Origin of the sequence: Brevundimonas vitisensis (assembly GCF_016656965.1) — a bacterium.
GTDB lineage: Bacteria > Pseudomonadota > Alphaproteobacteria > Caulobacterales > Caulobacteraceae > Brevundimonas > Brevundimonas vitisensis.
In genome coordinates, this window is the sequence record NZ_CP067977.1 from 788533 (window position 1) to 803678 (window position 15146).

Consider the following 15146-nt stretch of genomic DNA (forward strand, 5'->3'; position numbering starts at 1 on the left):
CTTATAGTTCGGCGAACCCCCTGCTCGAGTGCCTGCCTTGCCCCTGACGAATAAGCTCGGCCACCGGATCGGCGCGCGCGGCGAACGCACCCGCCGCGCCCTGTTGGACGCCGTCCGCACCCTGCTGGAGACCCGGCATCTGGGCGAGATCCGCGTGGCCGACGTGGCCACCGCCGCCGGATTGTCGCCGACGAATTTCTATACCTATTTCAAGACCGTGTCCGAAGCCGTTCTGGCGCTGTGTGACGAGGCGGCCCAGGAAGCGCAGTCCTTGGCCGCCCATATCGATGGCGACTGGTCGTCCGAGCGGGCATTCGGCACGGCGCGTGGTCTGATCGTCGATGTCCTGGCCCTTTGGGAGCGGCACGGCCCGGTCCTTCGGATCGAACACGAACTGGCCGACAAGGGCGAGGTCCCCTTTGCCGAAAGCCGGATTCGCCGCCTGCGCCGGCTACATCTGGCGCTGGAACGTCGCATCGCCCAGGCCCATGCCCAAGGTTATCACCCCGCCGGTCTGAACCCGCGGCTGGCGTCATACGAGACCGCCAGCCTGATCGAATCGGTGGCGGCCGGGTTCCAGCTCATGCGCCGGGCTGACACGGCCGATGCCATCCTGGACACCACGGCCCATATCGTCGTGCGCCTGGTGACGGGGCGCTAGAAGCCCAGCGGTCCGTAGAGCCAGGTCAGCCAGGTACCAACGGCCAGGCATACGCCGAAAGGCAGCCGGTCGGCGCCACTGACCGCTCGGCGCGTGACCAGCCAGGCGGCAACAACGGCAAACCCGGCGGCGCAGGCCCACAGCAGCACACTGGGCAAGCCCAGCCAGCCGACCCAGGCCCCGGCCCCTGCGAACAGGATCGGATCGCCCCCGCCCAACCCCTGTCGCCCGCGCACCCGCTCGTAAAGGAAGGCCAGCAGCCACAGGGTGGCGAAGCCGACCGCCGCGCCGATCAGATGCGTCAGGACCAGATCGGTCCCGCCCAGCAACGCCGCCCCCAGGCCGGTCACGATCAGGGGGAGCGTCAGCACGTCAGGCAGCCAGAAATGTTCGCCATCGATCAGGGCGATCAGTAGCAGCTGCCAGCCCAGCACCGCCGTGACCGCGATCAGCATTAGGTTTCCGTCGCCATGCAGGGCGGCCCAGATGCCGATGCCCATGCCAGCCAGTTCGATCAGGGGGTACCGGGGCGAGATCGCCGCGCCGCAGGCGGCACAGCGGGCGCGGAGCATCAGCCAGCTGAACACCGGCACCAGATGCCAGGCCTTCAACGCCGTGCCGCACGACATGCAGTGCGACCGTCCGCCCACCACGCCCTCGCTGCGGGGCAGACGCACACTGACCGCGGCGATGAAACTGCCGACGATCAGGCCAAGAAGCCCGGCCATGACGACGATGAAGACGGGCTGAGCCATGGCCCAGGCTTAGCCCGCCGCCACGCCGTCCGTCATCCCCCGCCCATCGCCACCGCAACGCGGAAGACGACGAAGGAAGCGAGATAGGCCAGACCGAACATATAGACGACCATCAGACCCATCCATTTCCAGCCACCGGTCTCGCGCTTGACCACGCCCAGGGTCGGAGCGCACTGCGGCGCGAACACATACCAGGCCAGGAAGGCCAGGCCCGTGGCCAGCGACCATTGAGCCGACAGGGTGCTGGCCAGGATGCCGGTCGCGCTCTCGGCATCGGCGACGGCATAGACGGTACCCAGGGCCGCCACGGCCACCTCGCGCGCAGCCATGCCGGGCACCAGGGCGATGACCATCTGCCAGTTGAAGCCGATGGGGGCGAAGATCGGCTCCAGCGCGCGCCCGACCATGCCGGCGAAGCTGTAGTCGATGGCGGGTCCCGTCGCGCCTTCGGGCGGATAGGGGAAGGTCGACAGCACCCAGACCAGGACCATCAGCGGCAGGATGATCTTGCCCGCCCGCACCAGGAATATCCGCGCCCGCAACCACAGGTTCATGGCGACCGACTTAACGTCCGGCAGCTTGTAGGCCGGCAGTTCCATCATGAAGGGCTCGACTGCCCCGCGCCAGAAGATGCGGCGGATCACGAAGGACACGGCCAGGGCACTGACGATGCCCGCCGCATAGAGCCCGAACATCACCAGACCCTGCAGATTGGCAAAGCCCCACACCGTCTCGTTCGGGATGAAGGCGGCAATGATCAGGGTGTAGACGGGGATCCGCGCCGAACAGGTCATCAGTGGGGCGACCATGATGGTGGTCAGGCGATCGCGGCGGTTGTCGATAACCCGCGTCGCCATCACGCCCGGAATCGCGCAGGCAAAGCTGGACAACAGCGGGATGAAGGCCCGGCCATGCAGGCCCGCTCCGCCCATGATCCGGTCCATCAGGAAGGCTGCCCGGGCCATGTAGCCGAAGTCTTCCAGCAGGATGATGAAGGCGAACAGGATCACGATCTGGGGCAGAAAGACCAGGACGCTGCCTACCCCGGAGATCAGGCCGTCGACGATCAGGCTCTGCATCAGGCCGTCCGGAACGATCGACGCGACACCGGCGGCCAACAGGCCCATGCCCGCCTCGATCCCGTCCATCAGCGGGCCGGCCCAGCTGAACACGGCCTGGAACATCACGAACAGCAGCGCCAGCAGGATCAGAAGGCCGCCCACCGGATGCAGCAGCACGCCGTCGATCCGCCCCGTCAGGGTGTCGGGCCGCTCGGGCGGCCGGACGCAGGCCTTCATGATCTGTTCGGCCCGCTTGTGCGCGGCGCGGATGCCATCGGCATCGGGGGCGGCCCAGACGCTGCCGGAGCCCGCCAGGTCGCTGGCATGCACCGCCGCCTCGATGGCCGAAATCAGGTCTTCGATGCCGCGCTTCCGAGTCGCTACCGTCGTCACGATCGGCACGCCCAGTTCGCTCGACAGCCGTTCCAGATCGATCCGAAGGCCCTGCCGCTGGGCAATGTCGTACATGTTCAGGGCCAGGACCATCGGCCGCCCGACCTGTTTCAGTTCCAGGATCAGGCGCAGCACCAGCCGCAGATTGGTGGCATCGGCGACGCACAGGATGACGTCCGGCTCCGGCTCTCCCGCCAGACGACCCAGCACGGCATCGCGGGTGACTTCTTCATCCGGACTGCGTGCCCGCAGCGAATAGGTGCCGGGCAGGTCCAGCACGGACAGAGTGCGGCCGGAGGCGGAGCGGATGATCCCCTCCTTCCGCTCGACGGTCACGCCAGCATAGTTGGCGACCTTCTGATGGGCACCTGTCAGGGCATTGAACAGGGCGGTCTTGCCGCTGTTGGGATTGCCGACCAGGGCGACGCGGGCCGTGCGCACTGCCATGTCCATCAGGCGGCGATCCCGTCCAGACGGATCGTCAGGCTGTCGGCCTCGTGCCGGCGCAGAGCCACCCTCATGTCATCGACGCGCAGGGCGATAGGATCGCCGCCGAACAGACCCTGATGCATCAGTTCGATCCGCGCGCCCTCGACGAAGCCCAGTTCCAGAAGGCGGCGTTCCAGTTCGGCCTTGTGGTCTTCGTGGTGGCAATGCTCGCCCACCTGCACAATGACGCCGCGATCGCCGACGCGGGCCTGGCTCAGTCGAATTGTATCGGTCATGACACTCGCTAGTCGCCGCAGGGCGCGGCGCAGGTCTACAGTTGTTGACACTGATTATCAGGAGCGCGCCCGCCGCGTCCAGTGCGACCTGACGCCCCGATCATCGCCATTGCCGTCCGTGGCGGTTTCGCTATCAGGAAAAGGACAAGGGGAGCGCCATATGAAACGCCTGATCGCCATCCTGACCCTGACGACGCTGGCCTCGACCACCCTGGTCGCCTGTGGGTCGGGAGAGCCTGCGGCCCCGGCCGCACCTGCCCGTCCTGCGCCGACGGAAGCCGAGAAGCTGACACTGCTGGCCGCCCTGCCCGCTCCCTACAACCAGGGTGACCTGGAGAATGGCCGCCGGGCATTTGCCCGTTGCCGGTCGTGCCACACGATCGCCGAGGGCGGATCCAACATGACGGGTCCGCATCTGTACGGCCTGTTCGGGCGCACGGCGGGCACCCATCCCGGCTACAACTATTCCAAGGCGCTCAAGGAGGCAGGCTTCACCTGGGACGCACAGAAGCTGGACCAGTGGCTGAGTGGGCCGCGCACCTTCCTGCCCGGCAACAAGATGAGCTTTGCCGGACTGCCCGATGCCACCGACCGCCGCGACGTCATCGCCTATCTGAAGGTCGAGACGGGGTTCGCCCCAGAGCAGCCCTAGTGCCAGTCGGCATTCAAGCCTGACCCGTCATTCCGGGGCTTGGCGCAGCCAAGAACCCGGAACCCAGGAACCGGTCACTGACGCGACGACGCTTCAGACTTTCGCCCCGTCCTCCTGGGTTCCGGGTTCGCTCTGCGAGCGCCCCGGAATGACGGTGACTGAGAAGTCGTCACGCTAAAATGCCAATCCTAGCCCAGCGGTACGGCCGGGCGGTCACCGCTGCCGGCCTCCTGTGCCTCCCACTCCTCGATCTTGCGGGCGGTATATTCCGGCGACTTGGTGAACCGGGCCAGGACGCCATAGATCACCGGCACCACGAACAGCGTCAGCAGGGTCGAGAAGATGGCCCCGGCGAAGATGACGACGCCGATCGTCTGGCGACTGCCCGCGCCTGCGCCCTGCCACAGGACCAGCGGGAGAGCCCCGAAGGCGGTGGCGATCGAGGTCATGACGATGGGCCGCAGACGCAGGGTCGAGCTTTCGATGATTGCTTCCCGGATCGAGCGGCCCTGGTCGCGCAGCTGGTTGGCGAACTCCACGATCAGGATGCCATTCTTGGCCGCCACACCGATCAGGATGATCAGGCCGATCTGGGAATAAATGTTCAGGCTGGACCCCGCCATCAACAGGCCAAACAGACCACCGGCCGCTGCCAAGGGCACGGTCAGCATGATCACCGCCGGGGTGATCCAGCTTTCGAACTGGGCCGCAAGCACCAGGAACACCAGCAGTAGCGCCAGGCCGAAGGCGATGGCTACGGCGCTGCCTGCCTCCTGCTGATCTCGAGCGGCACCGCCCCATTGCGTCGTGGCCACGCCCGTGGGCTGTTTGGCCACCTCGGCCTCCAGGAAGGCGATGGCGTCGGCGATGGTGGTGCCGGGATTCAGATCGGCACTGAGCGAGATCGAGCGTTGCCGATCCAGCCGACGCCGATCGGGCGTGTCGCCACTGGTCTGGGTGGTCACGACCGACGAGAGCGGGACCAGATTGCCCGCGCCCGTCGAGACATACAGGGCTTCCAGGTCGGTCACATTGCGCCGATTGTCCCGCTCGGTCTGCAAGATGACATCATATTCCTGGCCGCCCTTGATGTAGGTGGTGGCACGGCGCGATCCGAACATGGTCTCGAGCGTGCGGCCGATTTCCTGTGACGACACGCCCAGGGCCGCCGCCTTTTCCGGATCAACATCCACCAGAAGACGGGGGGCATTGGGTTCGTAGTTCAGGCGCGGTCGCGAGAAGCCCGGATTGTCGAGTGCCGCGGCCAGGATGGGCTGAAGCCAGCGGAAGATGTCGTCATACTCGGACCCGGTCACCACCATCTCGACGGAGTTGGAGTTGCCGCCGCCGCGCTGAAAGGCTCCGGGAACCGAGGCATTGACCTGGGCATCGGTCTGACCGCGCAGCTTGCCGTTCAGCTCCTGGGCGATCTCATCGGCCGAACGTGTGCGCTCGGACCAGTCCACAAGCGTCAGGCTGGCATTGCCCGAGTTGAAACTGCCGCCGCCGAAGCCGGGGGCGGAAACCAAATAACTCTCGACCTCGCCGCTGGCCTTGTACTCGGCCAGGATGGGCTCCAGGCCCAGCATGATCTTGCGGGTATAGTCGTATCCCGCACCCTCTGGTCCCTGGACCCGGATGCCGACCTGGCCGCGGTCCTCGGCTGGAACCAGTTCGTCCGGCAGGATGGTCATCAGTCCCCACGCTCCGGCTCCGACCAGAACGATCAGGGCCGCCACGCCCCCCACGGCCGCGCGCTTGCCCAGCAGGGCGTTCAGCGACCGACCATAGGACGTCTTGACCGCATCCATGGCCCGATCGACGCGCTGGGCCAACCAGCCGTTGCCGGTGGCAGGCCGCAGGATGCGCGACGCCAGCATGGGCGAAAGGCTGAGCGCCAGGAAGGCCGAGAAGGCCACGGCCGCCGCAATCGCCGCCGCCAGTTCCACGAACAGACGGCCGACATAGCCGGGCAGGAACAGCAGGGGCGCAAAGACCGCCAGCAGCACGATCGTCGTCGCCACAACGGCGAAGAACACCTGACGGGCTCCCCGCTCTGCTGCCACCAGCGGCGGCTCGCCGTGATCCAGGCGACGCTGGATGTTCTCGGTCACCACGATGGCGTCATCGACGACGAGGCCGATGGCCAGAACCAGGGCCAACAGGGTCAGCAGGTTCAGTGAAAATCCGAATGGTGCCAGAACGATAAAGGTGGCCAACAGGCAGATCGGAGCCACCACCGACGGGATGATGGCTGCCCGCAGCGTGCCCAGAAAGACGAAATTGACCAGGGCCACCAGCGCCATCGAAATGGCCATGGTGATCCAGACCTCGTCGATGGCGTGACTGGTAAAGACCGAATTGTCGCGGCCGATCTGCAGTTCCGATCCCGGCGGCAGGCTGGGCCTGATCTCTTCCATCATGGCCTTGACGCCGTCGGAGATGGCCAGGTCGTTCGACTGGGCCTGGCGGGTGATGGCCAGACCGATCTGGTCTACGCCATTGCCTCGGAACAGACGTCGATCCTCGGCGGGACCTTCCTCAATCCGGGCGACGTCGCCCAGACGCGTGACGTAGGACGTCCCCGATTGCAGAGCGCCGGTCGCACCGCTGGGGCTGGCCTGAACCGCGCTGGTGCCAGCGTTTCCACCTGACTGTGCCCCCGCCGTCCCCGCTGCACCGATCGGCAACTGGGCGAAGTCCTCGGCCCGGGCATAGGTGCGCGCGACCCGGACCGTATAATCCTTGTCGGCGGATTCCAGCGCACCAGCCGGCAGCTCGACGTTCTGGCTGGTGAGCGCATTCTCGACGTCCGAAACGGTGAGGCCGCGTGCCCCCAAGGCCGCCGCGTCCAGCCAGATCCGCATGGCATAGCGCTGCTCGCCATAGATCTGCACCTGAGCCACGCCCGGCACCGTGGCCAGCCGGTCAATCAGATAGCGGTCCGCATAATCGGTCAGCTCCAGCCGGTTCAGGGTCGTGGAGCGCAGGAACAGAATGATGATCGGCTGGGAATCGCTGTCAGCCTTGGAGACCTCGGGCGGATTGGCCTGATCGGGAAGGCGCCCGACCACGCGCGAAATCCGGTCGCGCACGTCGTTGGCGGCATCGTCGATGTCGCGATCCAGGGCGAACTCGATGTTGACGCTGGATCGCCCGTCGCGGCTGGTCGAGTTGATCCGCTCGATGCCGGGAATGCCCGCAATCTGTTGCTCGATCGGTTCGGTGATCCGGCTTTCGATGACCTCTGCAGATGCCCCCGCATAGGAGGTGCTGACCGACACGATCGGTGGATCGACGTCTGGCAGTTCTCTCACCGGCGTCGCGAAGAACGCCGCCAGACCCACAACGCACAGGACGATGGCCGCCACGGCCGCAAAGACGGGGCGCCGGACCGACAGGTCGGACAGCATCATGGGCGGCGACCCGCCGCCGGAGCACTGCCTTGGCCCGCCACCCGCACGGGCGATCCGGGCTGGATGCGGTTCAGGCCCGATCCGACGACCCGATCGCCAGGCTCAAGGCCGGACATGATCTCGACGAAGCCGCCTTCGACGGCACCGGGCTGTACCTCGACCCGCTGAGCGGTAGAGCCTCGTTCGCCAGGGGCGATGCGATACACGAAAGCCCCCTCCCCCTCATACTGAACGGCCGATTCCGGCACGGCGGGAGCCTGGCGGACACCCTGCTGGACGGCGACGCGCACCAGCATGCCGGGGCGGATGCGGCCACCGGGGTTGGGGAATTCCGCCCGCGCCGTGGCTGAGCGGGTCTGTTCGTTGATGCGGGTGTCGATCAGGGCGATCCGCCCGCTGAACTGCTGATCGCCATAGGCATCCGCCGTCGCGATCAGTGGCGTCCCCGCTCTCAGACTGCCCAGATAACGCTCGGGGACCGGGAAATCGACGCGGATCACACCGATGTCGTCCAGGGTGGCGATGACAGCCCCCGGATTGACCAGCGTCCCTGCCGTGACCGTCGAGAGGCCCAGCACACCGGAGAAAGGCGCCCGGATCACGCGGTCACCCCGGCGAGCCTGCGCCGCAGCCAAAGAGGCGCGCGCGGTGGCCAGCGCCGTCTCGGCCTGTTCCAGCATGATGCGCGGGGCGATGCCGCGATCGGTCAAGGTCTTGTATCGGTCGTACTCGCGCTGCGCCTGCTCGACGTTGGCGCGTGCCTCGATGATGCCGGCGTCTTCCTCGCGAGCCTGAAGTTCGACCAGAGGCGTGCCCGCCGCCACCGTCTGACCATCCGTGAACAGAACCCGCGTGATCAGTTCGGTCGTCGGCGAGGTGATGTTGACCGATCGCCGTCCCCTCGCAACGCCCAGCACCCGAATCTCGTCCGAGAAGGTGCGCGCTCCGACTTCCGCGGCAGATACCGTCTGCCCGCGCCCACCGCCCGGCCCGCCGGGACCGCGGGCACCGGGTCCGCCTTCATCCTCGGCAAAGGCGATGCGGATAACGGCGGCCACGACCATCAGTCCCAAGAGGACCGCCGCAGCGACGAGGAAGAAATGTCGTTTGATCACGCGGCTCTGGACTCCGGACGGCGAGCGGCCCGGCTAAAGCCGTCTCGCGATCGACGCAACTAAAGTCTGTGTAACGGCCTCAGTTCCAGATTCCGTCGCGACGAAATGTTGCGGTCAGAACCGCCGCCACACCGCGATCACGGGCCCGGAGGCAACGGGCGTCTCGCGTCCCGCGACGGTTTGCCGCCATCCGCCCTGCAGGCTCCAATCCCCGAAGCGGCGCACCAAGGATGCTTCGATTGACAGCCAGCGCGCGCGATCGTCATCCGCCACGCCGCCGAACGCCTGTCCCAGGATCATCCAGTCTTCGCCGAAATGCCCGCCAAGGGTGGCGTCGATCCGGGTCTCGTCAGGCAGACCCTGGCGTATGCGCCGCGCCGCCTGCACATCGACAAAGGTTCGATCCGGTCCCCAGGCACCGCCCATTCCCTCGAACGACCGGCCCGCCGCGATGCGGACCTCCCAGTCGCGCTCGCCCTCTCCGGGGGCTGCATATCCGGCGTTGCGGCCCTCGCCGCCGTCCGAATAGCCGCCATAAAGCGACACCGCCGCCCGGTCGTCACGCCAGACCTGCCAGGTCAGACCCACCTCGATCGGCCCTCGGCCCTCATAATCGACGAAGGCGTCCTCACCGCTTTGATACTCAGCCTTGAATTGCAGGGTCAGCCGGTCGGTCAGGCCGTATTCGGTGAACAGGGCCAGGACCGCGTCGCTGCGCTGTTCCGGCAAGGGGACACGGCGGCCATCGGGATCGAAGCCGTCGTCGGCGACCATGTATTCGGCCTTGAGAATCGCCTGGCCCTCGCCTTTGGCCCAGGTCCACGGCCCCGCGGCCGCAGGCGCGGCAAGCGCCAGCCCCATCAATCCGACTGCCAGCCCCCCGGCATGCGGCATCAGACGTCGTAACCCGGGGATTTCCGATCCAGCATGCGCAGGGCTCCCGGCCAGGCGAGGGCCGAGATGAAGCCGATACCCCTGCCCTGTTCCTTGGTCTCGGCCTGGGCGGCCTCGGGCGCGATCAGGACATGGTCGCGGCCGACGGACAGGGCCGCCACCTGCTGGGCGCAAGCTCGTTCCAGGAAGAACATCCCGACCCAGGCCGCCGCCGCCGTCTGTCCCACCGCCAAGGTGCCGTGGTTGCGCAGCAGCATCAGCGGCTTGTCGCCCAGATCTGCCACCAGCCGCTCCCGCTCGTCGTGGTTCAGCGCCAGGCCCTCATATCCATGATAGGCGACCTGATGCTGCAGCAGGCAGGCATTCTGGCCGATCGGCAGCAATCCCTCCTGCTGAGCCGCCACGCCGACCCCGGCCACGGTGTGCAGGTGGATGACGAAATGAGCATCCTCGCGCGCGGCATGGATGGCCGAATGGATGGTGAAGCCGGCTGGATTGATGAAGTTCTGCGTCTCCTGAACGACGTTCCCCTCAAGATCGACCTTCACCAGGGACGAGGCCGTGATCTCCTCGAAATAGTAGCCGTATGGGTTGATCAGAAAGTGGTGCTCGGGCCCCGGCACGCGCGCGGAAATGTGGGTGAAGATCATGTCGTCCCACCCATGCAGCGCCACCAGCCGATACAGGGCGGCCAGATCGACGCGCGCCTGCCACTCCGCCTCGGACACGCGCGACTTCAAGGAGGGTGTGTTGCCGTCGGCCATCGATCGCTCCGGGTCTCGATACAGGACCAACCCAAGGTCGCGCCGCACCAGCCACCCGTCAAGGCGGTCGTGGTTAACGGCCCGTTTAGAAGCTTGGCCACATGATGGGCCGAAGAGACGGTGAGCTGCACTCTCTGACGGAGCCACGCCTTTGTCCGCCCTGGCCTATCATGATCCGAAGCGCCCTGCGCCGGCACTGGCCGATCTGCTTGCCCTGGCCCAGAGCCGAACGTCGGACGACCGCCAGCGGCTGCTGCTGGGCATCACCGCCCTTTGCGACGCGCAGCCGCCCAGTGGAGAGCTGTCTCCGGTTCTCGGTGAGATCTTCCTCCTGCTGGCGCGGCAGGCTGAACGGGACGTGCGCCGCATCCTTTCGGAACGTCTGGCGCACGCCGAATGGGCCCCCAAGGCGCTGGTCAATGTACTGGCCCTGGACGAGATCGAAATCGCGCGGCCCATCATTGCTGCCAGCCCCCTGCTGCAGGACGAAGACCTGCTGGCCATTCTGGTCCAGGCCACCATCGAGCATCAGATCGAAGTCGCACGCCGCCCCCGCCTGAGCGGACGTGTTGCCGATGCCATCATCGACCGTGCCGAACCTGCGACCCTGACGGCCCTGGCTTCGAACCGGACGGCAGAAATCAGCGGCGAGGGCCTGCGCCGTATGGTGGATCATTCGCGTCGCATCGCCGCCTTGCGTGCGCCGCTGACCCGCCACCCCCGCCTTAGTGACGTGCAGGCGCGCCAGCTCTACCAATGGGTCGGCGCGGCCCTGCGCCAATCGATCGCCGAGCGCTTCAGTATCGACGAGCAAGCCCTGCAGGCCGAGATCGACAAGGCCGTCGACGGGGCCTGGCGCAACGCCCAACCCTCGGCCGTCGTCGCCCCGGATCCCGACCGCGAGGAGATGGAACGACGTCTGATCGACAAGATGCAGGCCGCCGGCCAGCTGAAGGCCGGCTTCCTGATCCGCGCCATCCGTGAATCGCGCCTCAGCCTGTTCGCCCAGGCCATGGCCACGCTGGGCGGATACAGCCTCGGCCAGGTGCGCGAGGCTCTGGCGGCCAAGACGCCCGAGAGCCTCTACTATGCCTGCGCCAGCGTCGGGATCGACCGGGCCGCCTTTCCGGCCTTGCTGGACGACATTCGGCGGTTGAACGGTGGACCGCCCGGCGATGCGGGCGCGGCCGTCTGGCTGCGTGGTGACATCTCGCCTATCTCGGCAGCGCGAGCCTTCCGCGCCCTGGTGCAGGCCGACATCCCCGGAACGGTTTGACATCGGCTCACAGGTCAGGCGACCTGCGCCGGTGACCGCCTCAGCCCCCCCACCTTTGCTTGCCTTCGTTGCCAGCGACCGCCCGGAGGCCCAGGTGGCGCGAAGCCGGCTGGCCGAACGCTATGATGCCGTCCCTGAGGACCGCGCCGACGTCATCGTGGCCTTGGGCGGCGATGGCTTCATGCTTGAGACCCTGCACGCCAATCTGAAGCGTCCGATCCCCGTGTTCGGGATGAACAGGGGCTCCGTCGGCTTTCTGATGAACGACTATGACGAAGAAGGCCTGATCGAGCGGATCAGCGGCGCAGACCCCACCGTCATCCACCCCCTTCAGATGGACGCCTGGACCGAGAGCGGACAGGTGCAGAGCGGCTTGGCGATCAACGAAGTCTCCCTGCTGCGCCAGACGCGCCAGAGCGCAAAGCTGCGGATCAGCGTTGACGGCAAGGTTCGATTGGAAGAGCTCAGCTGTGATGGCTGCCTGGTGGCCACCCCCGCAGGGTCGACCGCCTATAATCTGTCCGCTCATGGTCCGATCGTGCCGATGGACGCACGTATCCTGGCCCTGACGCCGATCAGCGCCTTTCGTCCCCGCCGCTGGCGCGGGGCTCTGCTGCCGCATCAGGCCCGCGTCTGCTTCGAGGTGCTGGAAGCGGACAAACGCCCCGTCAGCGCCACCGCCGACAGTTTCGAAGTCCGGCGCGTGACGCGGGTCGAGGTGCGCGAGCGCCGGGACGTCGCCTTGACCATGCTGTTCGATGCAGGGCGGTCTTTCGAAGAGCGCGTCCTGGCCGAACAATTCACCGGCTGAGCACGAACGGCTTCTTAACCGCCACAGGCGATGCTGACTGCGTTATCGTCAGGAGTGCCACCCGTGAGCAATTCGGCCCAGGTCATCCGCCCGCCCAACACCCTTCGCATGAAGGTCGGAGGCGGCTTCGGTGCCATTGATGCCAAGGCCATTGCCAAGGCAGAGGAAGCCCTCGCGGCCATGGCCTCCCAATTCGGGCAGTGGCTCCAGGACGAGATCGTCAAGCTGGACCAGGCTCAGGCCGAAATCCGGGCCCAGGGCTATACGCCCGCCACAGCCGAGGCGCTGTATTTCCGCGCCCACGACCTGAAAGGCCTGGGCACGACCTATCAGTATCCGCTCGTCACCCGGCTGGCCGCTTCGCTGTGCCGGATGATGGACGATCCGGAAAAGCGCATGCACGCCCCGATGATGCTGGTGGACGCTCATATCGATGCGATCCGCGCAGTCGTCCGCGATGGCATCCAGACCGATGATCACCCGACCGGACGCGTTCTGGCCGAGACCCTGGAAGCCCGGGTCGCCGAACATCGGGGCTGACGCCTTAACGTCCTCTATGCCGCCGCGCTGACCTGCGAACGAACCGGCATCGGCTCCTGGTCCAGCCGTTCCATCAGATAGGCCAGATCCTCGCGCGAAGCGTTGGGGCGCTGCGTCAGGAACCGCTCCAGCATGGTCTGGCGGAAGGCCTCTCCGGACGTATCGGCACCCTCGGCCTGCAAGGCACGCCAGGTATCGACCCCGGCACGGAAGGCATGGAACAGGCGAGGCGGCAGACCGGCCCGGTCATAGATGGCCTTCAGCCCCAGAGGCCCGGCGTCGTGGACCATCAGCCAGGCCCGTTGGTGTGGTGTGCTGGCCAGCTCTGCCAGTCCGTGTTCGAACAATGCCATCTGGCCGCGCGCCAGGGCCCGCAGCAGCAGCGACGCCGTCAGGGCCTTGCGCGCATTGAGGTTCGCCACAAACCGCGGCAGGTCGGCGCTGGACGAAGCCTGATCCACCAGATCGACCGTGGCCCGCTCGCGCGCGAACTGGGCCAGGCGGATGGCCGTCTCCGGCGCGATCGCATGACGGGTCACCAGATGCTCGCGCACTGCGTCACTGGCCAGCGCCACAAGCCGCTCTGTGATGCTGAGCGGCAGGACCTGACGATAGGCCAGGGCCGTCACCACCTCGCCCGTATCGCCGAACCGATCGACCGCCTGGGCCATGGCCCGTTCCGACACATCGGCATTGTCGTTGGCGGCCAGGGTGCGGACCGCTTCCTTGCAGCCGACCTCGGCCACGGCCTCGGCCACATCACGCGACACCCGCGCACGCCCGGCGATGGCGACCTGGCGAACGGCAGAGCCGCCCCGAACAATCTCGATCAGGTCCTCGTCGTCGAAGGCCGGTGAAAAGCCGATGATGGGCAGGGCCACGCTGTCGACGTCCGCCGCGAGCTGGCGGGCGACATCGCGGGGAATCAGGTCCGAGGCCTTCAGCGTCACGGCCATGGCGCGCCGAACCAGTTCGGCCGCATCATGAGCCAGCATGCGCAGGATCTTTTGCGCTGCGGCGCGATCCTGTTCCGACAGTTCGGCCTTCTCCATGTTGCGGCACAGTTTGTGTGCCGCGGCCGCGCGGTCGTCATCGTCCGTCGCCTTGATCAGGCGGCGGATGTCGACGTCGGTCAGGCTTGCGCGGAAGGCCGTCATGGCTGGGCTCTCAAAGATGTCGTCGCGCGGGCGGACCGCGTCTCGTCTGACAAGCTGCGCCCTGCGTGCTTAACGCCGGTTTACCATGGCCGCGAAGGGATGCAGCGTTCAGACCACTTTCGACGGCGGCGGCCCGAACGCCCCGCCAAATCCGCCGCCAATACCGCTCATGCCGCCGTCGCCGTCCTGGCCCAGCAGAAGAGCCAACAGGCTTTGATCCTGCTTGAGGCGATCCAGCCGTGCGGCCAGCATACGATCCTGCTCGCTGAGAACCGGCATCGATGGCGAGGTGGACAGCGAAGCCGGCGCGCCCTCACCTGCCGATCGCTTCAGATTGGCGTGCACCTCGGCCACGGTCGCCGGGCGGCCGTCTCGATAGAAGATGGACCTGTTCGCCGCCGCCGCCTGAGGGAACAGGGCCGCCGCACTGGCTCCCGGCCGCGTCGTCATCGCCTCCATCAGGGTCGCAGCGCCCGCCGGCCCCAGGAAATGGGCCGCATAGAGGTCGCCCGCATCGGGTTCACGGCCTGTGCGACCGCGCAGATAGGCTGCATTCGACGCCGTCAGTTCCGCTGCCATGGTCGAGGCGGCCTGGGGATCGAACCTGAGGTCCAGCACGACATTCCGGGCCGATCCCTCGACCCGCCAACGCCCGTCGGCTCCCTTGAAGATCAGATCGGCATACTGGCCATAGCCGTGCTTGGCCCCATGCGCCTTCAGCGTGCCCAGCCAAGTCTGTTCGATAAATTGAAACAAGCCCGCTGCCGAGGAGGTCCGCGCCTGGGCCGCCGGGTTCATTGCGCTTTCCCGGCGCGCGGTCCGCATCAGGAAGTCGAAATCCACGCCGGTGGCGATCGAGGCGCGATGGATCGCTGCCTCCACACCACCGCCCGAGGGAATCGCCGAGATCGCCATGATCCGCGAGG

Annotated in this window: 14 protein-coding genes; 5 read left to right on the forward strand and 9 right to left on the reverse strand. The window is 66.9% G+C overall.

All coding sequences use genetic code 11. The features are described 5' to 3' along the window. Positions 1-28: 28 nt before the first annotated feature. Positions 29-661, forward strand: coding sequence for a TetR/AcrR family transcriptional regulator (locus JIP62_RS03980; protein ID WP_407932727.1), 633 nt, complete (start codon positions 29-31; stop codon positions 659-661). Here JIP62_RS03980 and JIP62_RS03985 read toward each other — a convergent pair. Genes JIP62_RS03985 through JIP62_RS03995 form a run of 3 tightly spaced genes read right to left on the reverse strand, consistent with a single transcriptional unit; the run spans position 658 to position 3595 of the window. Further along, entirely contained in the window at positions 658-1416 is a 759-nt protein-coding gene (locus tag JIP62_RS03985) for a prepilin peptidase (protein ID WP_201103632.1), read from the reverse strand. The genes JIP62_RS03980 and JIP62_RS03985 overlap by 4 nt on opposite strands. A gap of 32 nt (positions 1417-1448) precedes the next feature. Beyond that, positions 1449-3323 (reverse strand): ferrous iron transporter B, encoded by a 1875-nt coding sequence (gene feoB / locus JIP62_RS03990; protein ID WP_201103633.1) that lies wholly within the window; start codon positions 3321-3323, stop codon positions 1449-1451. Beyond that, a complete protein-coding gene (locus JIP62_RS03995; protein ID WP_201103634.1) occupies positions 3323-3595 on the reverse strand; it encodes a FeoA family protein in 273 nt (90 codons plus the stop codon). The genes feoB and JIP62_RS03995 overlap by 1 nt, the downstream gene beginning before the upstream one ends. Before the next feature lie 160 nt (positions 3596-3755). Between JIP62_RS03995 and JIP62_RS04000 the strand changes: the two genes are divergently transcribed. Beyond that, entirely contained in the window at positions 3756-4247 is a 492-nt protein-coding gene (locus JIP62_RS04000; protein ID WP_201103635.1) for a c-type cytochrome, read from the forward strand. Between the two features lie 188 nt (positions 4248-4435). On the opposite strand, the gene JIP62_RS04005 is transcribed toward JIP62_RS04000, so the two are convergent. The 4 genes from JIP62_RS04005 to JIP62_RS04020 form a co-directional block, all read right to left on the reverse strand. Next, positions 4436-7660 (reverse strand): efflux RND transporter permease subunit, encoded by a 3225-nt coding sequence (locus JIP62_RS04005; RefSeq protein WP_201104550.1) that lies wholly within the window; start codon positions 7658-7660, stop codon positions 4436-4438. Beyond that, the gene (locus JIP62_RS04010; RefSeq protein ID WP_201103636.1) at positions 7660-8778 is read right to left on the reverse strand and encodes an efflux RND transporter periplasmic adaptor subunit; all 1119 of its coding nucleotides are present in this window, start codon (positions 8776-8778) and stop codon (positions 7660-7662) included. Before JIP62_RS04010 ends, JIP62_RS04005 begins: the two co-directional genes overlap by 1 nt. A gap of 114 nt (positions 8779-8892) precedes the next feature. Next, positions 8893-9639, reverse strand: a complete 747-nt coding sequence (locus tag JIP62_RS04015) for a hypothetical protein (RefSeq protein ID WP_201103637.1) — start codon at positions 9637-9639, stop codon at positions 8893-8895. Positions 9640-9671: 32 nt separating this feature from the next. After that, positions 9672-10436, reverse strand: a complete 765-nt coding sequence (locus JIP62_RS04020; protein WP_201103638.1) for a class II aldolase/adducin family protein — start codon at positions 10434-10436, stop codon at positions 9672-9674. A gap of 151 nt (positions 10437-10587) precedes the next feature. Here JIP62_RS04020 and JIP62_RS04025 point away from each other — a divergent pair, with 151 nt between their 5' ends. From JIP62_RS04025 to JIP62_RS04035, 3 genes are all read left to right on the forward strand, one after another. Beyond that, positions 10588-11712 carry a DUF2336 domain-containing protein gene (locus JIP62_RS04025; protein WP_230974850.1) on the forward strand — a complete coding sequence of 375 codons (1125 nt, stop codon included), beginning with the start codon at positions 10588-10590 and terminating at the stop codon, positions 11710-11712. Positions 11713-11743: 31 nt separating this feature from the next. Next, positions 11744-12523 carry an NAD kinase gene (locus JIP62_RS04030; RefSeq protein WP_230974851.1) on the forward strand — a complete coding sequence of 260 codons (780 nt, stop codon included), beginning with the start codon at positions 11744-11746 and terminating at the stop codon, positions 12521-12523. Positions 12524-12586: 63 nt separating this feature from the next. Beyond that, the gene (locus JIP62_RS04035; RefSeq protein ID WP_201103640.1) at positions 12587-13063 is read left to right on the forward strand and encodes an Hpt domain-containing protein; all 477 of its coding nucleotides are present in this window, start codon (positions 12587-12589) and stop codon (positions 13061-13063) included. Between the two features lie 14 nt (positions 13064-13077). Here the strand turns inward: JIP62_RS04035 and JIP62_RS04040 are convergent, their stop codons facing one another. Beyond that, entirely contained in the window at positions 13078-14220 is a 1143-nt protein-coding gene (locus JIP62_RS04040; RefSeq protein WP_201103641.1) for a DUF2336 domain-containing protein, read from the reverse strand. Between the two features lie 108 nt (positions 14221-14328). Then, positions 14329-15135: a transglycosylase SLT domain-containing protein gene (locus JIP62_RS04045; protein WP_201103642.1), complete on the reverse strand. Its 807-nt coding sequence runs from the start codon at positions 15133-15135 to the stop codon at positions 14329-14331. Positions 15136-15146 lie beyond the last annotated feature (11 nt).